Source organism: Limnohabitans sp. 63ED37-2, from assembly GCF_001412535.1.
Classification (GTDB): domain Bacteria; phylum Pseudomonadota; class Gammaproteobacteria; order Burkholderiales; family Burkholderiaceae_C; genus Limnohabitans_A.
The window spans coordinates 1,350,345-1,369,747 of record NZ_CP011774.1 but is presented as its reverse complement, the minus strand read 5'-3'; the positions used below and the strand labels follow the sequence as shown (position 1 = coordinate 1,369,747).

The following is a 19,403-nucleotide window of genomic DNA, read 5'->3' as shown; positions in this document are numbered from 1 at the left end:
TTGACTCAGCCTGGCAACAAACCCGACAGCAACTGGCTCAGGTGCACAGCCTCGCGCTGAGCGCCGTCGTGGATTTGGTGGCGGCAACTGGTGCCGTCGGCCACCACGATCGCATCGGCTTGGGCACGCACCGCTGGCAGCAAACTCAGCTCGGCCATTTGCATGGACACCTCGTAGTGGCTGGCCTCGTAGCCAAAACTACCCGCAATGCCGCAACAACTGCTCTCAATCAGCTGCGGCTTGGCCCCCGGAATCCAACGCAAGACTTCCATCACGGGTGAGACCGCGTCAAAGGCTTTTTGGTGGCAATGCCCATGCAGCAAGACCGGGCGGTCCACCGGGGCGATTTGCGCCTTCAGACCGTCCAGCTGCCCCGATTGGCCTTCGCGGGCCAGGAACTCTTCGAACAACAAGGCTTGCCCGGCGATACGTTGCGCGCCCTCGCCCAAGCCCATGACCAGCATTTCGTCGCGCAGCGTGAGCAGGCATGAGGGCTCCAAGCCCACGATAGACAGGCCTTTTTCGGCAAAAGGCAGCAGGCTTTGCACCACTTCGCTGGCTTTTTCGCGGGCGCGGTCCACCATGCCCGTGGCCAGGTAAGTGCGGCCACAGCACAGGTGCTGGCCGTCGTCTTGCAGCTTGGTGGCCACATGCACGGTGTAACCGGCCGCCTGCAGCACCTTGACAGCCGCATGGGCGTTGGCCGACTCCAAATAGCCGTTGAAGGTGTCCACAAACAAGACCACACCGCGCGCGGCGGCCAACACCTCTTCGCGGCTGGCGGTCGCTTGTGCAGCGCTTGGCGGGGTGTTGAAAAAGTGACGTCTCTGCCATTCGGGCAAGCTGCGTTTAGCCGACAGGCCCAAGAGCTTTTCAGTCAAAGCGGCCAACAGAGGCATGCGGTTGCGAAGGTTCAAAACCGGGGCCAAGCGCGCAGCCCAGCGGGCGTAGTCGGGCAAATGGGCCACCAATTTGTCTAGCAGCGTATGGCCATGCTTGGCCTTGTAGTGCTGCAAAAATTCGACTTTCATTTTGGCCATGTCCACCCCGGTGGGGCAATCGCGCTTGCAGCCTTTGCAGCTCACGCACAGGTCCATGGCCTCGCGCACCGCTTCGCTGCTCAAAGCGTCTTCGCCTGCCAGGCCTTCGAGCTGGCCGCTCAGCGCCAAGCGCAAGGTGTTGGCGCGGCCACGCGTCAGGTGTTTCTCGTCGCGGGTCACGCGGTAGCTGGGGCACATGGTGCCCGCATCGAACTTGCGGCAGTGGCCGTTGTTGTTGCACATCTCCACCGCTTTGGCCAGGCCTTGGGCCGGGTCGCCGCCAGTGCCTGGGGCGCTGGTTTGCTCCGTGACCGGGTCGTTTTGCACGTTCCAGGCGCTCCAGTCCAGCGCGGTGCGGATCGGCACCACCTTGTAGCTGGGCGGAAAACGCATCAGTGTGGTGTCGTCCATTTTGGGCGGGTTGACGATGCGCTGCGGGCACAGCATCTGCCCGGGGTCCATCTCCTGCTTGATCTTCGCAAAGGCCTCGCTGATGCGCGGGCCAAACTGCCAACCGATCCACTCGCCACGGCACAGACCGTCGCCATGCTCGCCGCTGAAAGCGCCTTTGTAACGGCGCACCAATTCACTCGCCTCTTCGGCAATGGCGCGCATCTTGGCAGCGCCATCGCGGCGCATGTCCAAAATCGGCCGCACATGCAAGGTGCCCACAGAGGCGTGGGCATACCAAGTGCCCCGGCTGCCGTATTTGCGAAACACCCCGGTCAGCGCATCGGTGTACTCGGCCAGGCTCTCCAGCGGCACGGCGCAGTCTTCAATGAAGCTCACCGGTTTGCCGTCACCGCGCAGGCTCATCATGATGTTCAGGCCCGCTTTGCGCACTTCCCACAGGTTTTTTTGCGGCGCATCCTCCACCATCTCGACCACGCTGCCGGGCAGGCCCAAGTCGCCCATCAGCTCCACCAACTCTTTGATCTTGTGCGCAATGTCGGCCTTGCTTGGTCCGGAAAACTCCACCAACAAAACCGCCTCGGGCATGCCGCCGTTGATGTGCGGCGACAAGGCCGTGCGGATGGTGGGTGCAAAAGCCGGGTTTTGCAAAGACAGCTCGATCATGGTGCGGTCCACCAGTTCGACCGCCGACAAGTGCCCCACCGGCATGCCCTGCCCCAGCTTGACGATGTGCTGGGCCGCATCCATGGCTTGGTAAAAGCTGGGAAAGTTCACCACACCCAGCACCTTGACGCGTGGCAACTCGGCCAGGCGCAAAGTCAGCGAACGCGTGAGGGCCAGTGTGCCCTCGCTGCCAATGAGCAAATGCGCCAGGTTGACCGAGCCGTCGGCGGTGTAAGGCCGCTCGTTTTGGTTGCGGAAGATGTCCAGGTTGTAACCTGCCACACGTCGCAAGACTTTGGGCCAATGGGCGTCCATCTCGCTGGCGTGCTGCTGCGCCAAGTCGCGCACAAAGTCGCCAATTTGGCGCACACGGCCTCGGGCTTGTTCATAGGCGCCAAATTCCAGCAAACTGCCATCGGCCAACCAAGCCTCAGCCCCCAGCACGTTGTGCACCATGTTGCCGTAGGCAATCGAGCGGCTGCCGCACGAGTTGTTGCCCGCCATGCCGCCCAAGGTGGCTTGGGCGCTGGTGGACACATCCACCGGGTACCACAGGCCATGCTGTTTAAGGGCCGCGTTCAGGTGGTCCAGCACCAAGCCTGGCTCCACCGTGGCGGTGCGCTGCTCAGCGTCCACAGCCGTGATCTTGCGCATGTGCTTGGAATGGTCAATGACCAAGCCCGCCCCCACAGTCTGGCCACACTGGCTGGTGCCGCCGCCGCGCGGCACGATGGGCACGCCCAGGTCGCGACAAATGTCCAAAGCCACGCGCACATCGGACGCGTCACGCGGCACAAAAACGCCCACAGGCATTTGCTGATAAATCGACGCATCGGTGGCGTAGCGGCCACGGTCGGCCGCAGAAAACAAGACCTCACCCCGGGTGTCGGAACGCAGTCGCTTGGCAAGCAAACCGGCCACCTCGTTGCTGGTGTGCGCAACTTTGTTGTAGGCGTGCTCGGGCAAAGATTGGGACACATCGATCGGCAAAGGGGCGTTCATGGCGCGTGTCCTTCTGTCTGTAATGGGGCATCGCTGAGGCTGCTGCCCTCTGGCAAAGAAGCAATGGTCTGGCGTGAAGTGCGCAATTGCTCAATCACCACGTTGCGCTTGTTGTCCAGGTGCTGCATCAGCACCTGACGCAAGGCTGCAGGGTCGCGGGCCTCCAGCGCCTGCACCATGGCGATGTGTTCGTCCACCGCGCGTTGCCATTTGTCACCGTCTTGGTTGGAGCGAAAACGCAGCGCTTGTAAACGGGCGTTGACTTGGTTGTAGGTGGCCGTCAGCACCGGGTTCTTGGCCGCCGCATTGATGCTGCGGTGGATCGCCGCGTTGACCTGGTAATAGGCAGACAGGTCCCGTCGGGTGAAGGCCGCCAACATCTCGTAATGCAAGGCTTTGATTTCATTGAGTTCGGCCTCGGTCACGCGCTGGGCAGCCAACTCACCCGACAAACCCTCCAGCCCGGCCATCACCTCAAAGGTATGGCCCACATCGGCCGCGCTCAGTTGCACCGCTACCGAACCCCGGTTCGGCAAAAGCTCCACCAAACCCTCAGCCGCCAACATCTTGATGGCTTCGCGCAGTGGGGTGCGCGAAATGTTCAGTGCTTCACACAAGGCGCGCTCATTGAGCTTGCCGCCTGGCGGGATCAAGCCTTCGACCAACATCTGGCGCAGGCGCTGGGCCACTTGCTCGTGCAACACAGGGCGGGTAATGGACAGTGGAGGGGACAAGGTGTCAGTGACCATGGTCTTTTTGAATACAAATAATCTGAAGATCTGCGGATATTCTAAAACATACACCCTTGACAAATGTATTTTGTATACAAAAATACAGTCATTCCAAAGCCCTGTTCAATCCATGCTCACCACCAACTTTCACCCCACCGGCCGACACTTCCTGCAAATCCCAGGCCCCTCACCTGTACCCGACCGCATCTTGCGGGCCATCAGCTCGGCCACCATCGACCACCGTGGCCCCGAGTTCGGCGCCCTCGGTCTGAAAGTCCTGGCCGATGTGCAAAAGATTTTCAAAACCCGCCACCCGGTCATGATCTACCCCGCTTCCGGCACGGGGGCATGGGAAGCGGCGCTGAGCAATGTGCTCCAAGCGGGTGACCATGTGCTGATGTACGAAACCGGTCACTTTGCGTTTTTGTGGAACAAGCTGGCCAACCAGCTGGGTCTGAAATCTGAGGTCATCAGCCTGCCCGGCTTGGAAGGCTGGCGCCACGGCGTGCAAACCGACCTGATCGAGCAGCGCCTGAAGGCCGACACGGGCCACAGCATCAAAGCGGTGTGTGTGGTGCACAACGAAACCTCGACCGGCGTGACCAGCGACATCGCTGCGGTACGCCACGCGATCGATGCCGCCAAACACCCCGCTTTGCTCTTGGTTGATTCCATCTCGGGTTTGGCCGCTGCAGACTATCGGCACGACGAATGGGGTGTTGACGTGACCATCAGCGGCTCACAAAAGGGCCTGATGCTGCCGCCCGGCATCAGCTTCAACGCCTTGTCACCCCGCGCCATCGAAGCCAGCCAAAAAGGGGGCATGGCCCGCAGCTATTGGGCTTGGGGCGAGATGATCGAGATGAACAAAAACGGCTACTGGCCCTCCACACCCAACACCAATTTGCTCTATGGCCTGAGCGAGGCCTGCGACATGCTGCTGGCCGAAGGCCTCGATAAGGTTTATGCGCGGCATCAGCGATGGGCCGCTGGCGTGCGGGCGGCCGTGAACGCTTGGGGTATGCCCATCCAATGCGCCGACCCGGCCGTTTACTCCCCCATCCTGACCGGTGTCATGACCCCCGCGGGCGTTGACGCCGACGCGGTGCGCAAAGTCATTCACGAGCGCTTTGATTGCTCACTGGGCACGGGCTTGGGCAAAGTCAAAGGCCGCATGTTCCGCATTGGCCACCTGGGCGACAGCAACGACCTGACCTTGATCGCCACCGTGGCGGGCTGTGAAATGGGCCTGAAGCTCTCGGGCGTGGCGCTGCAAGGCAGCGGTGTGCAGGCCATCATGGACCATTTTTCGGTCCATCCAGCGGCTTGAAAAGAACGCCTTCCGAACGGAAAGCACTAGCTTAAAAAGCCAGCTTCAAACCCGCTCGCTCACCCAAGCCTGCACGCTGGCCAAGGCTGCAGGCAAGGCTGCAGGGGTGGAGCCACCGGCCATGGCCATGTCGGGCTTGCCGCCGCCTTTGCCGCCCACTTGGCCCGCTACAAAGCTGGCCAACTCGCCCGCCTTAACTTTGCCAGTGGTGTCGGCGGTCACGCCCGCAGCAATCTGCACCTTGTCGCCGTCCACGGCGGTGAGCAAGACCACGGCGGTTTTCAGTTTGTCCTTGAGCTTGTCCACCGTGTCACGCAGCGTCTTGGCGTCAGCGCCTTCCAGCTGAGCCACCAAAAGCTTCACGCCTTTGACATCCACCGCTTGCTTCATCAGCTCGTCGCCCTGGGCCGAAGCCAGCTTGCCTTTGGCGGCAGCCAGTTCTTTTTCGAGCGCCTTAACCTGGTCGAGCACCTGCGCAATGCGGTTGTTCAGCTCGGCAGGCTGGGCCTTGAGCGAGCCTGCGGCTTGCGTCACCGTGTCTTCGAGCGATTGCAGATAAGCCAAAGCGTTTTCACCAGTCACGGCTTCGATGCGGCGCACGCCAGCGGCCACGCCGCCCTCGCCCACGATCTTGAACAAACCAATGTCACCCGTCGCCTTGACGTGGGTGCCCCCGCACAACTCGCGGCTGGAGCCAATGTCGAGCACGCGCACGGTCTCGCCGTACTTCTCGCCAAAGAGCATCATGGCGCCAGTCTTCTGGGCGCTCTCGATGTCCATCACACGCGCTTGTGCAGCGGCGTTGGCCAAAATTTCAGCGTTCACTTGGGCTTCGATCTGGCGGATCTCGGCATCGGTCACGGGTGCGTTGTGCGCAAAGTCAAAGCGGGTGCGCTCGGCATTGACCAAGCTGCCCTTTTGCTGCACATGGCTGCCCAGCACTTCGCGCAGGGCTTTGTGCATCAGGTGAGTAGCAGAGTGGTTGCGCACGGTGGCAGCTCGCACCGCCATGTCCACATGGGCCTGCACCACATCGCCCACCTTCAGGCTGCCGGATTTGATTTCGCCATGGTGACCAAACACATCGGCCTTGATCTTGAGCGTATCCAACACGTTGAACTGGCCACCCGCGTTGTGGATCATGCCCTGGTCACCCACCTGACCGCCGGACTCGGCGTAGAACGGGGTCGTGTCCAACACCACCACGCCTGATTGGCCAGCTTTCAGCTCGGTCACGGCATTGCCGTCGGCGTACAAGGCCAACACTTTGGCGTTGGCCGTCAGGTCGTCGTAGCCAACAAAGTCGTTGCCCTCACCCGAATAGTCGAGCGCCTTGTCCATCTTGAACTTGCCCGCCGCACGGGCCTGGGCTTTTTGCTTTTCCATGGCGTTGGCAAAACCGGCTTCGTCCACGCTCAGGCCGCGCTCGCGACACACATCGGCCGACAGGTCGAGCGGGAAGCCATAGGTGTCATGCAGCTTGAAGGCCACCTCACCGGGCAAAACTTTCACGCCACCTTCGAGGGCCGCGTCCAGGATCTGCATGCCGCTTTGCAGCGTTTCAAAGAAGCGCTCTTCTTCCACACGCAAAACGTCGGCAATGCGATCGGCCTGATCGGCCATGTTGGGGTAAGCCGCGCCCATGAGCTTGACCAAGTCGGGCACCAGTTTGTGGAAAAACGGTGTCTTTTGGCCCAACAAATACCCGTGGCGAATCGCACGGCGCACGATGCGGCGCTGCACATAGCCCCGGCCTTCGTTGCTCGGCACCACGCCGTCGCTCACCAAGAATGCGGTGGCACGGATGTGGTCGGCGATCACGCGCAGCGACTTGTTGTTCAGGTCGGTGCAGCCAGTTTCACGGGCAGCGGCCTTGATCAAGGCATCAAAAATGTCGATTTCGTAGTTGCTGTGAACGTGCTGCAAGATGGCCGCCAAACGCTCCAGGCCCATGCCGGTGTCCACGCAGGGTGCAGGCAGCGGCGTGACGGCACCGGTTTCGTCCATGTTGAACTGCATGAACACGTTGTTCCAGATCTCGATGAAACGGTCGCCGTCTTCATCGGGGCTGCCGGGTGGGCCGCCGGGAATGTGTGCGCCGTGGTCGTAAAAAATCTCGGAGCAAGGACCGCAAGGGCCGGTGTCGGCCATCATCCAGAAGTTGTCGGATTTGTAGCGGCCACCTTTGTTGTCGCCGATGCGGATGATGCGGTTCTCTGACTTGATGCGCTCAGGCGTCCAACCGGCTTTGACAAAGATGCCTTCCCAAATGCCATGGGCCTCGTCGTCTTCCATGTACACCGTGGCGTAGAGCTTGTCGGCAGGCAGCTTGTAAACCTGGGTCAACAGCTCCCAAGCCCACTCCAGCGACTCACGCTTGAAATAGTCGCCAAACGACCAGTTGCCCAGCATCTCAAAGAAGGTGTGGTGGCGCGCGGTATAGCCCACGTTTTCCAGGTCGTTGTGCTTGCCGCCGGCCCGCAGGCAGGCTTGCACAGAGGCGGCACGGACATACGAGCGCTTGTCCGAACCCAAAAACACGTCCTTGAACTGGACCATGCCCGAGTTGGTGAACATCAGGGTCGGGTCATTGCCCGGTACCAAGGGGCTGGAGGCCACCACGGTGTGGCCCTTGGACTCGAAAAAGTCCAGGAAAGTCTTGCGGATGTCGGCGACGGAAATAACGGGTTGGCTCATGGTGTTCTTTGCTTTAGATGCAACTGAACATTATAAGTTTGCCCCACCCTCAGTTGTTTGCGTGACAGGCAACCCCAGGCAACTGCGATATCGTGCAAACCATGGCACAATATATTTAATAGGTTAAATAATATCCGGAGACCTTATGGACATGAAAACATCCCCCCTCGCCCTGCTGAACGACCCGACTTTGCTCAAGACCGACGCCCTGATCAACGGCCAATGGGTAGCGAGTAATCAGCGTTTTGAAGTGACCGACCCGGCCACTGGCCAGCACTTGGCGAACGTGGCCAACCTGGGCGCCGCCGAGGCAGAGGCCGCCATTGCCGCTGCCAACGCCGCCTGGGGCCCCTGGAAAACCAAGACCGCCAAAGAGCGCAGCATCATCTTGCGCAAGTGGTTTGACTTACTTGTAGCCAACACCGAAGACCTGGCCCGCCTGATGACTGCAGAAAACGGCAAGCCCATTGCCGAGTCGCGTGGCGAAGTGGCCTATGGCGCGAGTTTTGTGGAGTGGTTTGCCGAAGAAGCCAAGCGCGTGAACGGCGAGACCCTGCCCCAGTTCGACAACAACCGCCGCCTGTTGGTGCTCAAGCAGTCCATTGGCGTGTGCGCGGCCATCACGCCCTGGAACTTCCCGCTGGCCATGATCACCCGCAAAGTGGCCCCGGCGCTGGCAGCAGGCTGCCCCGTGGTCATCAAACCTGCTGAGCAAACCCCACTCACCGCCTTGGCCGCAGCCGAGCTGGCGATCCGCGCCGGTATCCCAGCCGGGGTGCTCAACATCATCACCGCCGACGGTCCACAAAGCATTGCCATCGGCAAGGTGCTGTGCGCCAGCGATGTGGTGCGCCACATCAGCTTCACTGGCTCCACCGAAGTGGGCCGCATCCTGATGGCGCAGTCGGCCCCCACCGTGAAAAAAATGTCGCTCGAGTTGGGCGGCAACGCGCCCTTCATCGTGTTTGAAGACGCCGACATCGACAGTGCTGTCGAAGGCGCATTCGCCAGTAAATACCGCAATGCGGGCCAGACCTGCGTGTGCTCCAACCGCTTTTATGTGCAGGAATCGGTGTACGAAGAGTTCGCCACCAAGTTCGCGGCCAAGGTCAAAACCGCCAAGGTCGGTAATGGTTTTGCCGACGGCGTGAACCAAGGCCCGCTGATCGAACCCTCGGCCCTCGACAAGGTTGAGCGTCACGTCAAAGATGCCATCGCCAAAGGCGGACGCGTGCTCACAGGCGGCAATCGTCTGGACGGCCAATTCTTTGAACCCACCGTGATTGCCGATGCCCGCGCCGACATGGTCTGCGCCAAAGAAGAAACCTTTGGTCCTTTTGCCCCCATCTTCAAGTTCAAGACCGAGCAGGAAGCGATTGATGCGGCCAACAACACCGAGTTTGGTCTGGCCAGCTACTTTTACAGCCGCGATGTGGGCCGCATCTTCCGTGTGAGCGAAGCACTGGAATACGGCATGGTCGGCATCAACGTCGGCATCTTGGCCACCGAGCACGTGCCTTTTGGCGGCGTCAAGCAGTCGGGCCTGGGCCGAGAAGGCTCGCACCACGGCATGGACGACTATGTGGAGATCAAATACCTCTGCGTGGGCGATATCCTGAAGTGATTTACAGACCCAAGGTCAACGCCAGTGCATCGCGGATGGCGAGCTTGAGTTCAGGTCATTGATCTTTGAAAAAACCAATCGGTGACTTGAATTCAAAGTCTTGCAACAACACGCTGTGGACCCATGCCACCGAATCGGCCCAAGCCGGTTCGGCCCTGACACTCCACTCGACAAAAGGCGCCAAATACGGTTTATCAGCCCACAGCGCTGGGCTAGCCACCCGCTGATAAGCGGGGGAAGTTGTCCAGACGTTGCCAGGCCACCAACTCAAGGCCAAACACAACACGGTCAATGAGGGAAGCAACCAGAATTTGCACCGCTCCAGCATTGATTCTTGCCGGGCAAAGGTCAGCATCAAGGCGACCAAACCCGCAAAAAATTGACACAGATTGAGCAAACCAAACAACAGCGAAGCGCCCAATACCACGGGGGTCATGACCGTTTTGCGGTAAGCCGCTGTCAATTGCTCTGAAGTGAATTGAGGTGAAAAAAAGCCATGGATCAGCTGCGCCGCGCCAGAACTCGAATCCAAATCGTCGGGTAACAAACCCGCCAAGGAAGAAGCCCACAATGCGCTCATCACCGGACGAATGTCATCGGGTGCAGGGCCGTTCAAAAGGGTTTCCCCACGCAGGAGAATGCGGCCATTGAGAGCCTCCAGCGTGCTCAGCTGTGACCGCCAACTCATCATCAGGTCTTGTTGATCGGCACCGGACACAATGGTGTCCACCAAGATTTTTTGAAGATGCCACATGCTGAACAAGCCCAAGGTGCAACTGAGCACCAACAGCGTGAGCCGGGACTTCACAAAACTGTCAAGCCATCGCATCAACAACAAGGCCAATCCCAAACCAGAAACAATACGTCCCCAAATTTCGATGTCATGCAATTGCGTGGGGGTGGCCTTCATTTGCAAATCACCGGCCAACTCCAGCAAACGGTGGTTGAAGGACAACTCCAAAATCGCATAACAGGCCAGCAAAATCAAAAACCAAGGCTGAACATTGAGGGCTTTGCTTTTAAAAATCGGCCATTGCATAGCCCTATTTTATCTTTGCCTGGTTTTTACCTGACAAAAGTCAAGGGGTCTAAAGCGATTAGAATTTGAGCATGCGGGTGTCGTTCAATGGTAGGACTCTTGCTTCCCAAGCAAATAACGTGGGTTCGATTCCCATCACCCGCTCCAGGCATCCCCAAAAAAAAGGCCCCTCTCGGGGCCTTTTTTGTTTCTCGCAGAAGATCCAACCCATTAAAAGACCAATGGAACACCCGTCTTGCTTTGCAAGAACTCAGGGGTCACGCCGGGTGCCAGCTCCACCACTTTTAAGCCCGCGTCGGTCACGTCCATCACGGCCAGGTCGGTGATGATGCGGTCAACCACGCCCTTGCCAGTGAGCGGCAAGGTGCACTCAGGCAGGATCTTCATGTCTTCGGTGCCGTCTTTTTTCTTGGCCACGTGTTCCATCAAGATGATCACACGCTTGACGCCCGCCACCAGGTCCATCGCGCCGCCCATGCCCTTGACCATCTTGCCAGGGATCATCCAGTTGGCCAGATCGCCCTTGTCGGTCACCTGCATGGCGCCCAGGATCGACAGGTTGATCTTGCCGCCACGGATCATGGCAAAGGACTGCTCGCTGCCAAAGATCGACGAGCCCTTGATGGTCGTGACGGTCTGCTTGCCTGCGTTGATCAGGTCGGCATCGACCTCGTCTTCGGTCGGGAAGGGGCCAATGCCCAGCATGCCGTTTTCGCTTTGCAGCCAGACTTCCTTGTCGGCGGGCACAAAGTTGGCCACCAGCGTGGGGATGCCGATGCCCAAGTTCACATAGAAACCGTCTTCCAGTTCGTGGGCCGCACGGGCGGCCATTTGGTCTTGACTCCAGCTCATATCAGACTCCTGCTTTCTCGGTGATCGTGCGTTTCTCGATGCGCTTTTCAGGGTGCTTGTTCAGCACGATGCGGTGCACATAAATGCCGGGCAGGTGCACGCTGTCGGGGTGCATCTCGCCCGTCTCGACGATCTCTTCGACCTCGACCACACACATCTTGCCTGCCATCGCCACGGCGGGGTTGAAGTTGCGCGAGGTGTAACGGAACTGCAGGTTGCCGGACTTGTCGGCGCGGTGCGCTTTGACCAAGGACACATCGGGCACCAGCGAGCGCTCCATCACATAGGTCTCGCCATCGAACTCGCGCAGCTCTTTGCCTTCGGCCACCAAGGTGCCCACACCGGTCTTGGTGAAGAAAGCCGGGATGCCTGCACCGCCCGCACGCAGCTTCTCGGCCAGCGTGCCTTGGGGTGTGAACTCCAAAGCCAGCTCACCCGCAAGGTACTGGCGCTCAAACTCTTTGTTCTCACCCACATACGAGGAAATCATCTTCTTGATCTGGCGGGTTTGCAGCAGCAATCCCAGACCAAAATCATCCACACCCGCGTTGTTGGAAATCGCGGTCAGGTTCTGCACGCCGCTGTCACGCAGCGCGGCAATCAAGGCTTCAGGAATGCCGCACAGGCCAAAACCGCCCACGCCAATGAGTTGCCCGTCAGCCACGATGCCCTTGAGGGCCTCGGCTGCGGAGGAAAAAATCTTGTTCACACCGGTCTCCAGGAAAGGATGAAAACGCTACGATACTACGTATTCGAATACGTAGTTTTTCGTAATGGTGAGTCCTTAGGCAGACTCCCTGTCATTGTCACAGGATTGCGCATGAGCTCAGGCCCCAAAATAGATTACCGCCTCGCTTTTGACTTGGCCCCCATTGGCATGGTGCTCTCGCGTAACCGCACCATGGTCGACTGCAACCAGCGCGTGTGCGAGATGTTTGGCGTGCCCCGCGAACAACTGATCGGCCAAACCTTCCAACTGCTCTACCCCAGCGCCGACGAGTACGAGCGCACCGGTCAGCGCATCACCCCCATCCTGAACGCCAAGGGCGTGTACGCCGACGACCGCGTGATGAAGCGCGTGGACGGCCGCTTCAAAGGCGAGACTTTTTGGTGCCACGTGACAGGACGGGCCTTGAACCGCGACGCCCCGCACGAAGCGGGCATCTGGACCTTTGAAGACCTGTCGGCCCGCAAACCCGTCAAAGCCGAACTCACTGCGCGTGAACGCGAGGTCGCCGCCCACCTGATGGACGGCCAAACCAGCAAAGAGATTGGTCGCGCCTTGGGTATCAGTCACCGCACCGTAGAGATCTACCGTGTGAAACTCATGCGCAAATACCAGGCCTCTGGGGCGGCGGATTTGATTCAGAAGCTGATGCGAGGGTGAGGCACTGGGTCAACAGGTCGTGTTGTAGGTCGGTGGCTTCAGCCCCGACACGGTGACTGTCGAAAACAGATGACGGTCACCCCAAACCTGAACGCCCAGCTGCCACCCGCCTCAAATGCTGCGCCACCCCGCCAAACTGCTGCTCGATCACCGTCAGCCGCTTGAAGCCATGGCCCACGGCCAGCTCGTCGGTCATGCCCATGCCGCCGTGCAACTGCACCGCGCCCTGCCCCACCAACCGTGCCGCACGCAGCACCGTCACATGGGCCGAGGACACCCGCTCAGCGCGGCGCTCGGGGCTGTCGCCCAGCACATCGGCACATGCGCCCACCGCCGCCGCAGCTTGCACCAAGGCCATGTACATGTCGGCCATACGGTGTTGCAAAGCCTGAAAGGCCGCCAAGGGCTGGCCGAACTGTTTGCGCTGGCTGGTGTAGTTCAGCGTGTCACGCATCAAGGCCTGCATCACCCCCACGGCCTCGGCGCCTGCGGCCAGCGTGGCGGTGTCCCAAGCTTGCGAGAGCGCGGCCACTGCATCACCTTGGCCGATGAGGGCCTGCACGGGCGTTTGGTCAAACGCCAGCTCAGCCGCCCAGACGCCGTCGATCAGCCGCACATCACGCCGTTGCACACCGCTGGCTGCGGGGTCGAGCAGGCAGATACGCAGATGCCCCGCGTCATCTCGTGCGCTCACCAGCCAGTGTGTGGCACCGGTTGCGCAACGCACCAAGGCTTTGCGCCCGCTGATGTGCATCTGGCCCTGCGAGTTGAACAAGCGGGTCTGCAACCGGCTCAAATCCGTGCGCCCTGCAGGCTCCAAGGCCGCCACAGCCAAACGCACTTGGCCATCGGCCATGGCTTGCAGCAAAACATCAGCTGCCGGGTCGCCCAGCGCCTGCAACAAGTTGGCACCCAGCACGGCCGAGCTGCTGTAAGGCTCGCCCACCAAAGCCGCACCCAGGGCCTGGCAGATCAGCATTTGCTCGGGCAAACCACCGCCCATGCCGCCCAAGTGTTCCGGCAGCGCAGCGCCCAACAGGCCCAGCTCGTGCGCCAAGCCCTGCCACAGCGGCGCAATCGCCTCTGGCGTGGCGATCATGGGCACCCGCTTGTCAAACGGCAACTTGTCTTGCAGCCAGCCTTGCAGACTGGCCACCAGCATGGCCTGTGTCTCGTCCAGTGGCAACACAGGTTCCACAACCTCCGCGCCCAGAACGTGGCGGGCAATCAGGTTGCGCTGGACTTCGTTGGTGCCGCCATAAATCGACGCAGCGCGGTCGTTCAAATAAGCCCGGGTTGCGAACACAGACTCCTCGGGCACAGGCAAGGCGTGGGCAGCAGCCTCCTCGATGGTCAAGCTGGTGGCACCGTAGACGCCTGCAATGTCCAAGCCCAACTCAGTCAAGTGCTGCTTGAGCTCGGTGGCCAGCACCTTGCCCATGGACGGCGCAGCGGGCATCCAGGCAGGCTGCGTGCCGCCACCGATGCGGGCGGTCAGCACCTCTTGTTCCCACGCGTGCAAGGCGTCGATCCGGCACTGCGCGTTGGCCAAGCTCAGGGCGATGTCTTCGTGCTCGGTGCCCGGCGCACCTTGCGCAAAGGCCTCTTGCAAGGACTCGTGCAAGCGGGCCAAACGGCCCCGCAAGAACGGCGCAGACGAGCCGCCCCGTTCGTGCTCCAGCAAAAATTTGGCAATGGTCCAGCCTTGGTTTTCTTCGCCGATCAGCGCGTCAGCGGGCACGCGGGCCTCGTCAAAAAAGACCTGGTTGAATTCGTGGTCGCCCGAGATGCTGATGATCGGCCGGATCTGGATGCCTGGCTTGTTCAACTCGAACATCAAAAAGCTGATGCCTTGCTGGGGCTTGCCGCTGCTGTCGGTGCGCACCAGGCAAAACATGTGGGTGGCATTGTGGGCGTGGGTGGTCCAGATTTTGGAGCCGTTGATCACCCACTCGTTGCCCTCGCGGCGGGCGCGGCATTGCAGCGATGCCAGGTCGGAACCCGACCCCGGCTCGCTGTAGCCCTGGCACCAATAACTCACACCGTTGCGGATGTCGGGGAGCCAACGCTCTTTTTGGGCCTGTGTACCAAACGCCACCAGCACGGGGGCGGCCATCACCAAGCCCAGCGGCGAGACCTTGGGGGCATCGGCCGCCGCCATCTCGCTGGCAAAAATGTCGTGCTGTCTCGGCGTCCAGCCGCAACCACCCCACTCGACCGGCCAGTGCGGCGCAGCCCAGCCGCGCTTGGCCAAGACCCGCTGCCAAGGGATACCGACCTCGTAGTCCGAAAAAATGCCCGAGGTTCGGTGCCCGCCCAGGCGGATCTCATCGGTCAACTCGGCCGCCAAAAATGCGCGTACTTCGTCACGAAAAGCCAGTTCGTCTTTGCTCAAGTTCATGGGGTCTTCGCTCCAAGGGTCGGTCTCAGTTGCCCGATGGCAGCTGGAAAAATGAGGGAATCAGCAGACAAGTTCACGCATCAACACGGCCAACTTCATGTTGACCTGCCCGTTGATCGAACGCTCCAGGGCACGCTCGTATACCACCACCTGGTGCAATCAGCCCAAAGTCTCGACCACCTCGGTGACGCTGCGAAAGGCATCGATGGCGGTGGGGAAGCCGCAATACACCGTGGCGTGCAGCATCACTTCGCGCAGCTCTTCGGGTGTCGCCCCGTTGTTGATGGCACCGCGCACATGGGCTTTGAGTTCTTGCTGCTTGCCTTGGGCAGCGAGCATGGCCACGGTGATGAGGCTGCGGGTTTTCAAGTCCAACCCGGGGCGTTGCCACACATTGCCCCAAGCATTGGCGGTGATGAACTCCTGCATGGGCATGGAGTAGTCGGTGGCAGCACCCAAGGCGCGGTCCACATAGGACGGGCCCATCACTTGCGTGCGGGTTTTCAAGCCAGCCTGAAATGCGGCATCGTCGAGGTGGGCGTCGCGGGCTTTTTCAATCGGTGTTTGAGACATGACAGCTTCCTTTAAGAGCCATGAGCATAATCAAAACCTTGCCCACCAGGAGACACCATGAGCACACCCCCTACAACACGCTACCCCGCCCCCGAAATCAAGGACTTACCTGATGACATCCAAGCCAAGGTCCTCGAAGTTCAAGAAAAAGCCGGTTTTGTGCCCAATGTGTTCTTGGCCTTTGCCCGACGCCCGGCCGAATGGCGTGCTTTTTTTGCTTACCACGACGCGCTGATGGTGCCGGAGTCCGTGGGGCGCGAAAGTGGCCTGAGCAAAGGCGATCGGGAGATGATCGTGACCACCACCAGCGCGGCCAACAACTGCCTGTATTGCGTGGTGGCGCACGGCGCGATCTTGCGTATTTACGAAAAGAAACCGCTGGTGGCCGATCAAGTCGCCATCAACCACCGCAAGGCCGACATCAGCCCCCGCCAACGCGCCATGCTCGACTTTGCCCTCAAGGTCTGCAACCAGTCGCATGAAGTGGAAGAAGCCGACTTTGCCGCCCTGCACGCCCACGGCTTCAACGACGAGGACATCTGGGACATCGCGGCCATCACCGCTTTCTTTGGCCTGTCTAACCGCATGGCCAGCTTCAGCGGCATGATGCCCAACCCCGAGTTCTATTTGATGGGCCGCGCACCCAAGGCCAAACCCGCCGCCTGATGGGCCTCAGGCTTGGCCAGCAAAGCCCAAGCCATTTGGGTTAGCGCCTGCTCAAACGCGGGGCTGCCCAATAGGGGTGACTTTTCCAGGCTGGCACTGCGCAAGGTGCCAATCACCGAGCGGGTCAGCACAAACATTTGGGCCATGCTGGGCGTTTGCAGCGCCGGGTGGTCTATGCGTTCAAAAAACACGGCCAGACGGTCGGCCACCTGACGCACGGCGCTGGCCGTTTCCTCGGGCTTTTCCAGGGTCCAGCACAGGTGAATCAGGCTTTGGCTCAGGCCTTTGCCCGTGGCAAAACCCCGCACCAAGATGCGAATGGCCTTGCCCAGCAACTCGCGGCCGTCCAGCTCTCGCACATCGGGCAGGTTTTCCAGCTCACTCAGGTAGCGGCCCAACTCTTGCAACACCATGCCCTGCCCTTTGGCCGCCATGGCCTGCACCAGCACCTCTTTGCTGGGAAAGTATTGGTAGAGCGTGCCAATCGAAAAACCGGCGGCAGCGGCCACCTTGTTGGTGGTCAAACCGGCCTCACCTTCCTTGTCCAAAATCTGAGCAGCCGCCTTGAACAAGGTTTGCATGGTTTTCTGCGCCCGGGCCTGCGAGGGCTGGCGACGCAGGCTGGACGGGGCTTTGGTCTTGGCAGGGGGTTGTACAGCGGGCATGAAACGCCTTGTGAAAAATATGAGTAGATCGCGAGTTGCAAGGTCTTTGCAAAACATGAACAATGCTCACATTCTGACCGATTTGTCCTAAAGAGCCACCATGAACACCCACCCCGCCGCCCCGACCGAGTTGACTGTGCGCCGTTTGAGCGTGGACCTGAGCCAAGGTTTTTCGCGTCACTGGAACGGCGGTGATGCGTTTTTGACGGCTTACGCCAACGCCTTGTCCATGAGCTTTCCGGTGGGAGAGCAGTCGTTCATCGACGCGGTCAAAAATGGCGCCAAAAACCTGCCCGACACCCCCGAAAACGCCGAACTCAAACAAATTGCCAAAGGCTTTGTGGGCCAAGAAGCCACCCACCGCCACCTGCATGCGCTGTACAACGCGCACCTGGAAAAACAAGGCTTCGTCAACCACTGGGGTCCTCGCGCCGAGCAGCGCCTGAAAAAAGGACGCGAGGAATTCTTCAGCAAAAGCGACAAGGGTTACCTGCACGAGCTGGCCATCACCGCCGCTTTTGAGCACTACACCTCGATCTTTGGCGATCTGACTTTGGACCGCATGGACCAGCCGGGCGACTGGTTTGCCGGGGCAGAAGAACCCCTCAAAACCCTGTGGCGTTGGCACGCGGCCGAAGAATCTGAGCACAAATGCGTGGCCTTTGACCTGTACCAACGCTTGGGCGGCAACCACCAGTGGCGCATGCGCTGGTTTTGGTACGTCACCATCCAGTTCAGCACCGACGTGTTCCGCCAGACCGTGAACAACCTCTGGCACGACAAAACTTTGTTCAAGCCCTCCACCTGGTGGTCGGCCAGCAAGTTCTTGTTTGGCCGCCACGGCATGGTCTGGCGCGTGGCCAAGCCCGTTTGGGAATACACCCGCAAAGACTTTCACCCCATGCAAGTGGGCAGTGAAACGCTGTCGAAAGAATGGCTGCAAAGCCACTCGGACCAGTGGCGTGCGGTGGGCGCACCCGCCCAATCCGCGGCCTGAAGCTTTCAGTCGCTGACCAAAGCCCGCACCCATTCGGGCAAGTTCACGGCTTTTTGCTTGGGAAAATCCACCCAAATCGTGGTCGCGCCACCAGCAGCAAAGATCACCCCGGGCTGGTCGGTGCGCTCCAGCGTGCACCAGCTCTCAAACGTGGTGCGACCAGGGTCGCTCACATACATCTTGGCCAAGATGTTGCCCGGGTATTCAAACTGTTTGTAGAAATTGCAAAAGGCGTTGACGATCACTGGGCCTTCGCCCTGGGGGTTCGGGGTGAAACCGATCTTGTCAAACCAGTCAATGCGGGTGCTCTCCAGGTAGCGGAAATACACCGTGTTGTTGACGTGACCCATGGCGTCCATGTCACCCCAGCGAATGGGAATGACCAATTCATTGACCAACTTCTTGCGTTCGGGCAACTCCAGCTTCATGGTTTGTCCCTCAGACGGCAAACCCGTCGTCGGCTGACACCACCGCGCCGTTGATGAAGTGGCTCTGGTCGCTGGCCAGCAGCATCAACAAGGCGTCCAGGTCTTGCGGCTGGCCCACGCGCTTGCGCGGCAGCATGCTGATGAGCTTTTGACCTTGTTCGGTCTGCCAATGGTGGTGGTTGATTTCGGTGTCGATGTAGCCGGGGCAAATCGCGTTCACGTTGATGCCGAACTTGCCCCACTCGACCGCAAAAGCCTTGGTCATCTGGATCACGGCGGCCTTGCTCATGCAGTACACGCCAATTTGCGGCAACACCTTCAGGCCCGCCATCGAGGCGATGTTGATGATGCGCCCGCCTGTAAAACTGCCTGGCGCTGCGCCCTTGGCGCGGGCCAGCATGCGTTTGCCCACCTCTTGCGCCACAAAAAACGCACCACGCACATTGGTGTTCATGATGAAGTCGTAGTCTTCTTCCGTCACGTCCTGGATGCGCTGGGTGGTGCTCACGCCCGAGTTGTTCACCAAAATGTCGATGCTGCCCATCTCGGTTTCGGCGTGTGCCACAGCAGCGGCAATGCTGTGGCGGTCGGTCACGTCCATCTCGACCACATGCGCGTCACCGCCCGCAGCCTCGATCTCGGCCCGCAGGTCTTTGAGCTTGTCCATGCGGCGACTGGCCAACACCACCCCCGCGCCTGCTGCGGCCAGGGTTCGGGCAAATTGCGCCCCCAAACCACCCGAAGCCCCGGTGACCAAGGCTACGCGGCCGGACAAATCAATTTCATAAGCCATGACAACTCCTTCAAGATGGAAACCCCTGCGGGGCAAAACTGCTGACGCCATTGTGCGGGGCAAGCCGAAAAGAGCCGCATAAAATGAGTCACACGCCCGAC

The 19,403-nt window shown here is 60.2% G+C and carries 16 protein-coding genes and 1 tRNA gene; 6 read left to right on the top strand and 11 right to left on the bottom strand.

Going from position 1 to position 19,403, the window contains the following annotated elements; all coding sequences use genetic code 11:
• Window positions 1–5 precede the first annotated feature (5 nt).
• Window positions 6–3,119 (bottom strand): FAD-binding and (Fe-S)-binding domain-containing protein, encoded by a 3,114-nt coding sequence (locus tag L63ED372_RS06570; protein ID WP_062404563.1) that lies wholly within the window; start codon window positions 3,117–3,119, stop codon window positions 6–8.
• Window positions 3,116–3,868, bottom strand: a complete 753-nt coding sequence (locus L63ED372_RS06565; RefSeq protein ID WP_062404561.1) for a GntR family transcriptional regulator — start codon at window positions 3,866–3,868, stop codon at window positions 3,116–3,118. Before L63ED372_RS06565 ends, L63ED372_RS06570 begins: the two co-directional genes overlap by 4 nt.
• Before the next feature lie 112 nt (window positions 3,869–3,980).
• Here L63ED372_RS06565 and L63ED372_RS06560 point away from each other — a divergent pair, with 112 nt between their 5' ends.
• Entirely contained in the window at window positions 3,981–5,180 is a 1,200-nt protein-coding gene (locus tag L63ED372_RS06560; protein ID WP_062404558.1) for a pyridoxal-phosphate-dependent aminotransferase family protein, read from the top strand.
• A 45-nt stretch (window positions 5,181–5,225) separates the two neighbouring features.
• Here the strand turns inward: L63ED372_RS06560 and alaS are convergent, their stop codons facing one another.
• Complete coding sequence (gene alaS, locus L63ED372_RS06555) at window positions 5,226–7,877, bottom strand: alanine--tRNA ligase (RefSeq protein WP_062404555.1); 2,652 nt, start codon at window positions 7,875–7,877, stop codon at window positions 5,226–5,228.
• Window positions 7,878–8,022: 145 nt separating this feature from the next.
• On the opposite strand from alaS, the gene L63ED372_RS06550 reads away from it, so the two are divergent.
• The gene (locus tag L63ED372_RS06550; protein ID WP_062404552.1) at window positions 8,023–9,501 is read left to right on the top strand and encodes an NAD-dependent succinate-semialdehyde dehydrogenase; all 1,479 of its coding nucleotides are present in this window, start codon (window positions 8,023–8,025) and stop codon (window positions 9,499–9,501) included.
• A gap of 55 nt (window positions 9,502–9,556) precedes the next feature.
• Here L63ED372_RS06550 and L63ED372_RS06545 read toward each other — a convergent pair whose 3' ends face one another.
• Window positions 9,557–10,540, bottom strand: a complete 984-nt coding sequence (locus L63ED372_RS06545; protein WP_062404549.1) for a hypothetical protein — start codon at window positions 10,538–10,540, stop codon at window positions 9,557–9,559.
• Window positions 10,541–10,613: 73 nt separating this feature from the next.
• Between L63ED372_RS06545 and L63ED372_RS06540 the strand changes: the two genes are divergently transcribed.
• Window positions 10,614–10,687: transfer RNA gene (locus L63ED372_RS06540), tRNA-Gly, on the top strand.
• Between the two features lie 63 nt (window positions 10,688–10,750).
• On the opposite strand, the gene L63ED372_RS06535 is transcribed toward L63ED372_RS06540, so the two are convergent.
• A complete protein-coding gene (locus L63ED372_RS06535; RefSeq protein ID WP_062404546.1) occupies window positions 10,751–11,392 on the bottom strand; it encodes a 3-oxoacid CoA-transferase subunit B in 642 nt (213 codons plus the stop codon).
• Window position 11,393: 1 nt separating this feature from the next.
• Entirely contained in the window at window positions 11,394–12,101 is a 708-nt protein-coding gene (locus L63ED372_RS06530) for a CoA transferase subunit A (protein WP_062404543.1), read from the bottom strand.
• Between the two features lie 111 nt (window positions 12,102–12,212).
• Between L63ED372_RS06530 and L63ED372_RS06525 the strand changes: the two genes are divergently transcribed.
• Window positions 12,213–12,779 carry a PAS and helix-turn-helix domain-containing protein gene (locus L63ED372_RS06525; RefSeq protein ID WP_062404540.1) on the top strand — a complete coding sequence of 189 codons (567 nt, stop codon included), beginning with the start codon at window positions 12,213–12,215 and terminating at the stop codon, window positions 12,777–12,779.
• Between the two features lie 76 nt (window positions 12,780–12,855).
• Here the strand turns inward: L63ED372_RS06525 and L63ED372_RS16580 are convergent, their stop codons facing one another.
• Both L63ED372_RS16580 and L63ED372_RS06515 read right to left on the bottom strand, forming a co-directional pair.
• Complete coding sequence (locus L63ED372_RS16580; RefSeq protein WP_082431616.1) at window positions 12,856–15,180, bottom strand: acyl-CoA dehydrogenase family protein; 2,325 nt, start codon at window positions 15,178–15,180, stop codon at window positions 12,856–12,858.
• Between the two features lie 159 nt (window positions 15,181–15,339).
• Window positions 15,340–15,753: a carboxymuconolactone decarboxylase family protein gene (locus L63ED372_RS06515; protein WP_062404537.1), complete on the bottom strand. Its 414-nt coding sequence runs from the start codon at window positions 15,751–15,753 to the stop codon at window positions 15,340–15,342.
• Window positions 15,754–15,810: 57 nt separating this feature from the next.
• On the opposite strand from L63ED372_RS06515, the gene L63ED372_RS06510 reads away from it, so the two are divergent.
• Window positions 15,811–16,419 carry a peroxidase-related enzyme gene (locus tag L63ED372_RS06510; RefSeq protein ID WP_062404535.1) on the top strand — a complete coding sequence of 203 codons (609 nt, stop codon included), beginning with the start codon at window positions 15,811–15,813 and terminating at the stop codon, window positions 16,417–16,419.
• Here L63ED372_RS06510 and L63ED372_RS06505 read toward each other — a convergent pair.
• Window positions 16,377–17,084: a TetR/AcrR family transcriptional regulator gene (locus L63ED372_RS06505; RefSeq protein ID WP_231624582.1), complete on the bottom strand. Its 708-nt coding sequence runs from the start codon at window positions 17,082–17,084 to the stop codon at window positions 16,377–16,379. The two genes, L63ED372_RS06510 and L63ED372_RS06505, sit on opposite strands and share 43 nt — an antisense overlap.
• Window positions 17,085–17,184: 100 nt before the next feature.
• Here L63ED372_RS06505 and L63ED372_RS06500 point away from each other — a divergent pair, with 100 nt between their 5' ends.
• Window positions 17,185–18,081 carry a metal-dependent hydrolase gene (locus L63ED372_RS06500; protein WP_062404532.1) on the top strand — a complete coding sequence of 299 codons (897 nt, stop codon included), beginning with the start codon at window positions 17,185–17,187 and terminating at the stop codon, window positions 18,079–18,081.
• Between the two features lie 5 nt (window positions 18,082–18,086).
• On the opposite strand, the gene L63ED372_RS06495 is transcribed toward L63ED372_RS06500, so the two are convergent.
• Entirely contained in the window at window positions 18,087–18,509 is a 423-nt protein-coding gene (locus L63ED372_RS06495) for an acyl-CoA thioesterase (protein WP_062404528.1), read from the bottom strand.
• A gap of 10 nt (window positions 18,510–18,519) precedes the next feature.
• Entirely contained in the window at window positions 18,520–19,302 is a 783-nt protein-coding gene (locus L63ED372_RS06490; protein ID WP_062404525.1) for an SDR family oxidoreductase, read from the bottom strand.
• Between the last annotated feature and the right edge of the window lie 101 nt (window positions 19,303–19,403).